Origin of the sequence: Mizugakiibacter sediminis (assembly GCF_000953855.2) — a bacterium.
Lineage (GTDB): Bacteria > Pseudomonadota > Gammaproteobacteria > Xanthomonadales > Rhodanobacteraceae > Mizugakiibacter > Mizugakiibacter sediminis.
This window is the reverse complement of sequence record NZ_DF970255.1, coordinates 41,777-49,316: the sequence shown is the minus strand read 5'-3', so window position 1 is coordinate 49,316 and position 7,540 is coordinate 41,777. Positions and strand designations below refer to the sequence as shown.

General features: G+C 70.8%; 11 protein-coding genes. 9 read left to right on the top strand and 2 right to left on the bottom strand.

The genetic code is table 11. The features are described 5' to 3' along the window. Together MBSD_RS13745 and MBSD_RS13740 are read left to right on the top strand one after the other, a co-directional pair. Positions 1–448, top strand: a 448-nt coding sequence (locus MBSD_RS13745) for a glycine zipper 2TM domain-containing protein (protein WP_062537866.1), incomplete at its 5' end; no start/stop codon positions are given. A gap of 18 nt (positions 449–466) precedes the next feature. Beyond that, a complete protein-coding gene (locus tag MBSD_RS13740; protein ID WP_187300690.1) occupies positions 467–928 on the top strand; it encodes a glycine zipper 2TM domain-containing protein in 462 nt (153 codons plus the stop codon). A 172-nt stretch (positions 929–1,100) separates the two neighbouring features. Here MBSD_RS13740 and MBSD_RS13735 read toward each other — a convergent pair whose 3' ends face one another. Together MBSD_RS13735 and ygfZ are read right to left on the bottom strand one after the other, a co-directional pair. Then, positions 1,101–1,538: a cell wall hydrolase gene (locus MBSD_RS13735; protein WP_062537864.1), complete on the bottom strand. Its 438-nt coding sequence runs from the start codon at positions 1,536–1,538 to the stop codon at positions 1,101–1,103. A 544-nt stretch (positions 1,539–2,082) separates the two neighbouring features. Next, positions 2,083–2,907, bottom strand: coding sequence for a CAF17-like 4Fe-4S cluster assembly/insertion protein YgfZ (gene ygfZ / locus MBSD_RS13730; RefSeq protein ID WP_062537863.1), 825 nt, complete (start codon positions 2,905–2,907; stop codon positions 2,083–2,085). 203 nt (positions 2,908–3,110) lie between these two features. Between ygfZ and MBSD_RS13725 the strand changes: the two genes are divergently transcribed. The 7 genes from MBSD_RS13725 to MBSD_RS13695 all read left to right on the top strand — a co-directional run bounded on the left by MBSD_RS13725 (position 3,111) and on the right by MBSD_RS13695 (position 7,496). Beyond that, complete coding sequence (locus MBSD_RS13725; RefSeq protein WP_082306683.1) at positions 3,111–3,278, top strand: DUF1674 domain-containing protein; 168 nt, start codon at positions 3,111–3,113, stop codon at positions 3,276–3,278. Between the two features lie 84 nt (positions 3,279–3,362). Then, positions 3,363–3,758, top strand: coding sequence for a succinate dehydrogenase, cytochrome b556 subunit (gene sdhC, locus MBSD_RS13720; protein ID WP_062537862.1), 396 nt, complete (start codon positions 3,363–3,365; stop codon positions 3,756–3,758). Next, on the top strand, positions 3,755–4,156 hold the full coding sequence (sdhD, locus tag MBSD_RS13715) for a succinate dehydrogenase, hydrophobic membrane anchor protein (RefSeq protein WP_062537861.1): 402 nt from the start codon (positions 3,755–3,757) through the stop codon (positions 4,154–4,156). Before sdhC ends, sdhD begins: the two co-directional genes overlap by 4 nt. 10 nt (positions 4,157–4,166) lie before the next feature. Beyond that, on the top strand, positions 4,167–5,954 hold the full coding sequence (gene sdhA / locus MBSD_RS13710; protein ID WP_062537860.1) for a succinate dehydrogenase flavoprotein subunit: 1,788 nt from the start codon (positions 4,167–4,169) through the stop codon (positions 5,952–5,954). 89 nt (positions 5,955–6,043) lie between these two features. Next, positions 6,044–6,829 carry a succinate dehydrogenase iron-sulfur subunit gene (locus tag MBSD_RS13705; protein ID WP_062537859.1) on the top strand — a complete coding sequence of 262 codons (786 nt, stop codon included), beginning with the start codon at positions 6,044–6,046 and terminating at the stop codon, positions 6,827–6,829. Positions 6,830–6,844: 15 nt separating this feature from the next. Continuing rightward, complete coding sequence (locus tag MBSD_RS13700; protein WP_062537858.1) at positions 6,845–7,102, top strand: FAD assembly factor SdhE; 258 nt, start codon at positions 6,845–6,847, stop codon at positions 7,100–7,102. Next, positions 7,074–7,496 carry a protein YgfX gene (locus tag MBSD_RS13695; RefSeq protein WP_062537857.1) on the top strand — a complete coding sequence of 141 codons (423 nt, stop codon included), beginning with the start codon at positions 7,074–7,076 and terminating at the stop codon, positions 7,494–7,496. The genes MBSD_RS13700 and MBSD_RS13695 overlap by 29 nt, the downstream gene beginning before the upstream one ends. Positions 7,497–7,540: the final 44 nt, after the last annotated feature.

Genomic DNA, 7,540 nt, shown 5'->3' with positions numbered 1-7,540 from the left:
CGGCGTCAAGCCGGTCAAGGAGACGGTTTCCAAGCCGCGTCAGGTCTGCCACGACGAGGTGGTGACGCACACCAAGCCGGTGAAGGACACCCATCAGATCGCCGGCACGGCGATCGGCGCGATCGCCGGCGGCCTGCTGGGCAACCAGGTGGGCGGCGGCAAGGGCAAGACCCTGGCCACGATCGCCGGCGCCGCGGCGGGCGGCTACGCCGGCCACGAGATCCAGAAGAGCCACCAGGAAAACAACACCTACACGACCACCGAGACGCGCTGCAACACCGTCACCGACAAGACGGAGAAGACGGTCGCCTACGACGTCGAGTACGACTACAACGGCGTCACCAAGCACGTGCGCATGGACCACGATCCGGGCGTCGGCAGCAAGCTGCCGGTGGACAAGGAAGAAGGCACGCTCGCCGATGCGGGCACGGGCAGCGACAACGGCTGACGCCGCGGGATCGCCGTGATGCGCGTCGTTCGATGCTGTCGCCTGATGCTGGCCGCGGCCGCCGCCGCGGCCAGCCTCGGCGGCGCCGGTTGCGCCAGCGACGGCTACGACCGCGGCTACGGCTACGAGCGGCATGTGTGCGGCAACTGCGGCGTGGTGCGTGACATCGAGCAGGTCTACGTGCGGCGCGACCACGCGACGCTCGGCACGGTGATCGGCGCCCTGGTCGGCGGCGCGCTCGGCAACCAGGTCGGCAAGGGCGACGGCCGCAAGGCCGCGACCGTCGCCGGCGCCGTCGCCGGCGGCGCGATCGGCCAAGCGGTCGGCGAACGCAACGGCACCGAGGAGAGCGCGTGGCGCATCGAGGTGCGGCTGGATGACGGCCGTCTCGCCTCGGTCACGCAGCGCGAGCCGCCCGCCGGCATACGCGAAGGCGATTACGTCGAGATCCGCAACGATCGCGTATATCGCTTGCGCTGAGGATCATCCGAACCATCCGGCATTCCCGCGATAGCGGCCATCCCGCGTGCGGTTTTCCATTGATGGCATTTTCGCGGGCGCGTGCCGCCGACAAAAAAGCTCCCCGGCGGGGAGCTTTTTTCGTGCGCCGCGTCGGTGCCGCGGCGTCGCGCTCGAGTTGCGTGTCTCGGGATCAATTGACGGCGAAGAAGCTGTGCTCGCCGATCCTCGCCAGCGGCGCGCCCTTCGCCCACTCGGGCTGGGCCTCGTCCAGCTTGACGAAGTGATCGGCCATCGGCACCACCACCACGCGCTTGCCGCGCGGCTGCTGCCACATCGTCAGCGCCTCGCCGGCGATGCGCCACGCCTTGTTCCATGCCGGCACGTTGGCGATCTCGAAGCTTTTCGGCGTCGTCGTGACGGCGAACTGGCGCGGCGCGGAAACCACGGCGCACACGTTGTCGCCCCAGCGGCCGCGATCGCGCCGGCGCAGCGCCACCTCGGCGACGGCGAGCTGGCCCAGCGCCGGCTCGCTGCGCGCTTCGAGGTACACGGTCGTCGCCAGACAAGTCTGGTCGGCGAGCGGCTGCGGCAGTACGGATGCCAGCCAAAGCAGCCAGGAAAGTTTCATGTCCTGCCTCCTCGCTGTACGCGCGCATGTCCATTGCCGGACACGCACACGCCTGGGCGGCGGACGGGCAGCCCGTTCCGCCAGTTACGTGCCGTCCGGCCCTCGCGGGCAGCGGACGCCGTTTCCTGAGCCGCATCGAGCGGCTTGTCCTGTCGTGCGCGGCTCTGGGTGGCCGCTGTGATCTGCGCCGGGAGCGGGTCTGCCGGGCATGAAGGGCCGGCTGCTCCCCGAAGCGATGCCCGCGCTTGCGCGGGCGGATCCGGCTGGCGTCTTGCCAGCGTGTGCAGCGATACGGACTTCCGTTTCGCCGCACCGGCGGCGCGCGCATGGAGCGCGCCGCCGAGGCATTTGCGCAAGGCTAGCCCACGCCGATGCGGTTTGGCAACCCGACGGAGGGCCGCATTCAGCCCGCAGTCGGCATCGGCATTGTTGCAGGCATGAAACAGTGACGGCGAAATTCGTTCAACATGCGCTCATCGAGCGAAGTCGCGGCGGCAACGCGCCGCGTCGCCGCAACGGCGCCGGAGGCGGGACGGCCGTCGGTTCAGGCCGTCAGGCATTGCAGCAGTGCGGCCGTCGATCCGCCGGCCTGCAGCGCCGAGCCGGCGGGCAGTTCCCGGTGCAGCACCGCGAGGGCCTCGGCGCCGCCGCCCGTCGTCGCCGCATTCAGCGCCAGTCCGCAGGGCTCGCCGTCGCACGTCAGCGCGGCGCCGGCGGCGATGGCGGCGGTGCTGCCGATGCGCCACAAATGGCGTTTGAGTCCGCCGCGATAGCGCAGGCGCGCGACGATCTCCTGGCCGGGGTAGCAGCCCTTGTCCCAGGCGATCGCGCCGAGCCGGTCGAGCCCCAGCGCCTGCGGCACGTAGACGTCGAGCGCGGCCGGCGGCAGCCACGGCCAGCCGGCGCGCACGTCGGCGAGACGGAACGCATCGGCATGCGCGGCGTTTTCCGCGTGGGCCGTCGGCGTCGCGCGCAGGCTGCGCGCGCCGAGCCCGAATTCGAAGTTCTCGCCGTCGACGCGCAGCGCGTGCATGTCGATCGCCGGACCGGCGGCGAGGTGCCGCGCGGACAACGGCGTCAGCGCGACCTTCGAGCGGAAGACGTAGCGGCGCAACGCTTCGACCAGCGTCGCCGCTTCTCCGCCGCGCAGCAGGGCGACGCAACGCGTCGCGTCGATGCGGCCGAGCTGCATCAGCGCGCGCACGCGTCCCTGCGCGTCGAGCCAGGCGCTCCATTGCCAGCGTCCCGCGTCGAGTGCGTGCAGATCGCTGCTGAATTGCGCGTGCGCGAACGCGAGCGCGTCGCTGCCTTCGATCAGGAGGAGTTCGGCGCGACCGAGTCCGGCCGCGGAAACGGTGTCGGTGGACATGCGCGGAAAGGTCAAGGATGTGCCGATGCATTCTACGTAGGCGTCGCCGGCGCTGTCTGCGCGCGGATCGCGGCGCGTCGGCGAAGGGAGACCGGCCGTCTGTCGAACCGGCGCGCCGGAAATGCATCGGAGCGTCCCGCGCACCGGCCGCGCGCAGTTGTGTTGGTCTGCGCCTGGTATTAACCTTCCGCCGCTTCACGCCTATGTCCGAACCGACTTCAAAGCCCGTCGACGGCACGCGGCCCGCGCAGGCGGAGCCGTCGCCCGCGTCCGCCCCCGCCAAGGCGCCGGATGCGGAGCAGTCGCGGCCGCGGCCCGATCCCACCCGCTACGGCGACTGGGAGAAGAACGGCCGCTGCATCGATTTCTGAGCGCATCCGGCGGTGCGCGCGGATCGCGCGCGTCGCGGCGATGGAGCGGAACGGCGTCACGCGCAACCCGGAAGGACTGTCGTCATGACCCAGATGGAACGACCGCTCTCGCCGCACCTGCAGGTCTACAGGTGGCAGGTGCAGATGGTCACTTCGATCCTGCACCGCGCGACCGGCGTCGCGCTCTCGGTCGGCACGCTGCTGGTGATCTGCGGCCTCTTCGCGCTGGCCGCGGGCGAGGCCGGCTTCGCGAATTTCCGCGCGTTCCTCGCGCATCCGGTCGGTCAGGTCCTGCTGCTCGGCTGGAGCTGGTCGCTGTTCTACCACCTCTGCAACGGCATCCGGCACCTGCTGCAGGACGCCGGCATGGGCTTCCGCATCGAGCAGTTCGTGCGCTCGAGCTGGCTCGCGGCGATCGGCAGCATCGTGCTGACGGCGCTGGTCTGGGCCTGCGTGCTGGTGCGGGGAGGTGCGGCATGAAATACGAACGCATGGGTTCGCCGATGCGCACGCCGCTGGCGCGGGCGCGCGGTCTCGGCTCGGCCAGGGACGGCGCGTCGCACTGGTGGACGCAGCGCCTGACCGCGGCGGCGCTGGTCGCGCTCGGCCTGTGGTTCGTCTGGCTGGTGCTTTCGTTGCTGCACGCCGACTACGCGACCGCGCGCGCGGCGTTGGCGCGGCCGTGGAACGCGGTGCTGATGATCGCCTTCACCTCGACGATGTTCTGGCACGCCCAGCTCGGCCTGCAGGTGGTGATCGAGGACTATGTACACGTGCGCTGGCGGGAAATCGTCCTGCTGGCGCTGGTGAAATTCCTTGCGGTGCTCGGCGCGCTGGCCTGCGCGCTGGCCGTGCTCCGCGTCGCGCTGGGGAGCTGAGGCCCGGATGATGGAAAGCTACAAGATCCAGCAGCACAAGTACGACGTGGTGGTGGTCGGCGCCGGCGGCGCCGGCCTGCGCGCCACGTTCGGCCTCGCCCAGAAGGGCCTGCAGACGGCCTGCGTCACCAAGGTGTTCCCGACGCGCTCGCACACCGTGGCGGCGCAGGGCGGCATTTCCGCCGCGCTCGGCAACATGGGCGAGGACGACTGGCGCTGGCACATGTACGACACCGTGAAGGGGTCGGACTGGCTGGGCGACCAGGACGCCATCGAATACATGTGCCGCGAGGCGATCCCGGCGGTGATCGAGCTCGAGCACTACGGCGTGCCGTTCTCGCGCACCGAGGAAGGCAAGATCTACCAGCGCCCGTTCGGCGGCATGACCACGCACTACGGCGAGGGCAAGGCGCAGCGCACCTGCGCCGCCGCCGACCGCACCGGCCACGCCATGCTGCACACGCTGTACCAGCAGTCGCTGGCGCACCAGGCGCAGTTCTTCATCGAGTACTTCGCCACCGACCTCGTGTTCGACGGCGAGGGCGTGTGCCGCGGCGTGCTGGCGCTGGACCTCAACGAAGGCACGCTGCACTTCTTCCGCGGCCACGCCGTGGTGCTGGCGACCGGCGGCTACGGCCGCGCCTACTTCTCCTGCACCTCGGCGCACACCTGTACCGGCGACGGCGGCGGCATGGCGCTGCGCGCGGGCCTGGCGCTGCAGGACATGGAATTCGTGCAGTTCCACCCCACCGGCATCTACGGCGCCGGCTGCCTGATCACCGAGGGCGCGCGCGGCGAGGGCGGCTACCTCACCAATTCGAAGGGCGAGCGCTTCATGGAACGCTACGCGCCGAACGCCAAGGATCTCGCCTCGCGCGACGTGGTCAGCCGCGCGATGACCATCGAGATCCGCGAAGGCCGCGGCGTCGGCGAGCACGCCGACCACATCCACCTGAACCTGCAGCATCTCGGCCCCGAGGTGCTGCACGAACGGCTGCCGGGCATTTCCGAGAGCGCGCGCATCTTCGCCGGCGTCGACGTCACCAAGGAGCCGATCCCGGTGCTGCCGACCGTGCATTACAACATGGGCGGCATCCCGACCAACTATCACGGCGAGGTGGTGCAGCTGAAGGACGGCAACCCCGATGCCGTCGTGCCGGGCCTGTTCGCGGTGGGCGAGGCGGCCTGCGTGTCGGTGCACGGCGCCAACCGTCTCGGCTCGAATTCGCTGCTCGACCTGGTGGTGTTCGGCCGTGCGGTGGCCAACCGCTGCGCCGAGGTGATCAAGCCGGGCGCGCCGCACAAGGACCTGCCGGCCAGCGTGCTGGACAAGGCGCTCGGCCGCTTCGACGCGATCCGCCACGCCAACGGTTCGACGCCGACCGCGGAGATCCGCCTGAACATGCAGCGCACCATGCAGCGCGACGCCGCGGTGTTCCGCACCGGCGAGTCGCTGAAGGAGGGGTGCAGGAAGATCGCCGAGGTGCGCGCCTCGTTCGCCGACGTGCGCATCAGCGACCGCTCGCTGGTGTGGAACTCCGATCTGGTCGAGACGCTGGAGCTGGACAACCTGCTCGGCCAGGCCGTCGCCACCATGTTCTCCGCCGAGCAGCGCACCGAGAGCCGCGGCGCCCACGCCCGCGAGGATTTCCCCGAGCGCGACGACGAGAACTGGATGAAGCACACGCTGTGCTGGGTGGACGACAAGAGCAACGTGCGCTTCGGCTACCGGCCGGTGCACGACTACACGCTCACCGACGAGGTCAAGCCGATTCCGCCGAAGAAGCGCGTCTACTGATGAGGGTCCCGCTGCCGCGACAAGGCGGCGCGGGCGGACGGCGATGCGCGCGGCGCGGCGGCCGCCAGGATATCGATTGAGGACTTCTCATGGCCGAGTTCACGCTACCCAAGAATTCCAGGATCCAGCCCGGCAAGCATTTCCCGGCCAAGCCCGGCGCGAAGCAGGTGCGCGTGTTCAAGGTGTACCGCTGGAACCCGGACGACGGGCAGAACCCGCGCATGGACACCTTCGAGGTCGATCTCGCCAGTTGCGGGCCGATGGTCCTGGACGCGCTGATCAAGATCAAGAACGAGATCGACTCGACGCTGACCTTCCGGCGCTCCTGTCGCGAGGGCGTGTGCGGCTCGTGCGCGATGAACATCGACGGCACCAACACGCTGGCCTGCACCAAGGCGATCGGCGACTGCAGGGGCGGCGAGGTGCACATCTACCCGCTGCCGGCGATGCCGGTGGTGAAGGACCTGGTGCCCGACCTGACGCACTTCTACGCGCAGTTCGCCTCGATCCGGCCGTGGCTGCGCACGCAGAGCGCGCCGCCGGCCGACCGCGAGCGCCTGCAGTCGCCCGAGGACCGCAGGAAGCTGGACGGCCTGTACGAGTGCATCCTGTGCGGCAGTTGCACCGCCGGCTGCCCGAGCCACTGGTGGAACGGCGACCGCTACCTCGGCCCCGCGGTGCTGCTGCAGGCCTACCGCTGGGTGGTGGATTCGCGCGACGAGGATACCGGCGCGCGCCTCGACGAACTCGAGGACTCCTTCCGCCTGTACCGCTGCCACACCATCCTCAACTGCACGCGCACCTGTCCGAAGGGCCTGAACCCGGCCAAGGCGATCGCCGAGATCAAGAAGCTGATCATCCAGCGTCGCACCTGACGCCGGGACGACAGCATGACCGCGGACGACGACGCCCGCCTGCGCCGCCTGCGCTGGCGCTGCCGGCGCGGCACCAAGGAGCTCGACGCGCTGCTCGGCTGGTGGCTGGCGCAGCGCTACGCGTCCGCCGACGCCGACGCGCGCGCGGCCTTCGAGACGCTGCTGGAGCGCCAGGATCCGGACGTCTGGGACTGGCTGATGGGCCACGCCCGCCCGGACGATCCGCGCTGGCAGGCGATCGTCGATGAAATCCGCGCCCACCATCGGCTTTGAGTACCGGCCGTCGCGCGCGCTGATCGCGGCGCTGTGGGCCGTGGCCGCGCTCGCCGTGCTGGCGATCGCGAGCAGCGGGCTGCCCGGCTGGCTGCGCTTCGCGCTGGCCGTCGCTGCCGTGGCCTATGCGATCCGCGACGTGGCGCGCCTGCGCCGCCCGCCGTTGCGCGCGCTGCGCCTGCGCGGCGACGGCGCCGTCGAACTCGCCCTGGCCGACGGCCGGGATGCCGCCGGCACGCTGCGCGGCGCGCGCGTGCTGGGGCCGCTGATCGTGCTGCGGCTGGCCTGGGGCGCGGGCTCGCGCGCCGCGCTGGTGCTGCTGCCCGACAATCTCGACGCCGACACCCGGCGGCGCCTGCGCGTGCGCCTGGGCGCGGGGCAGGGCATCGTCTGACGCGCCGGCGCGGCGGGCGCCGCTTGCCGCTCGATGGCGCTTTG

Excerpts from the sequence above, each read along its gene's own strand:
- MBSD_RS13740 (WP_187300690.1), top strand. The coding sequence starts at position 467 with ATGCGCGTCGTTCGATGCTGTCGCCTGATGCTGGCCGCGGCCGCCGCC.
- MBSD_RS13735 (WP_062537864.1), bottom strand. The coding sequence starts at position 1,538 with ATGAAACTTTCCTGGCTGCTTTGGCTGGCATCCGTACTGCCGCAGCCG.
- ygfZ (WP_062537863.1), bottom strand. The coding sequence starts at position 2,907 with ATGTCCACCGACACCGTTTCCGCGGCCGGACTCGGTCGCGCCGAACTC.
- MBSD_RS13725 (WP_082306683.1), top strand. The coding sequence starts at position 3,111 with ATGTCCGAACCGACTTCAAAGCCCGTCGACGGCACGCGGCCCGCGCAG.
- sdhC (WP_062537862.1), top strand. The coding sequence starts at position 3,363 with ATGACCCAGATGGAACGACCGCTCTCGCCGCACCTGCAGGTCTACAGG.
- sdhD (WP_062537861.1), top strand. The coding sequence starts at position 3,755 with ATGAAATACGAACGCATGGGTTCGCCGATGCGCACGCCGCTGGCGCGG.
- sdhA (WP_062537860.1), top strand. The coding sequence starts at position 4,167 with ATGGAAAGCTACAAGATCCAGCAGCACAAGTACGACGTGGTGGTGGTC.
- MBSD_RS13705 (WP_062537859.1), top strand. The coding sequence starts at position 6,044 with ATGGCCGAGTTCACGCTACCCAAGAATTCCAGGATCCAGCCCGGCAAG.
- MBSD_RS13700 (WP_062537858.1), top strand. The coding sequence starts at position 6,845 with ATGACCGCGGACGACGACGCCCGCCTGCGCCGCCTGCGCTGGCGCTGC.
- MBSD_RS13695 (WP_062537857.1), top strand. The coding sequence starts at position 7,074 with ATGAAATCCGCGCCCACCATCGGCTTTGAGTACCGGCCGTCGCGCGCG.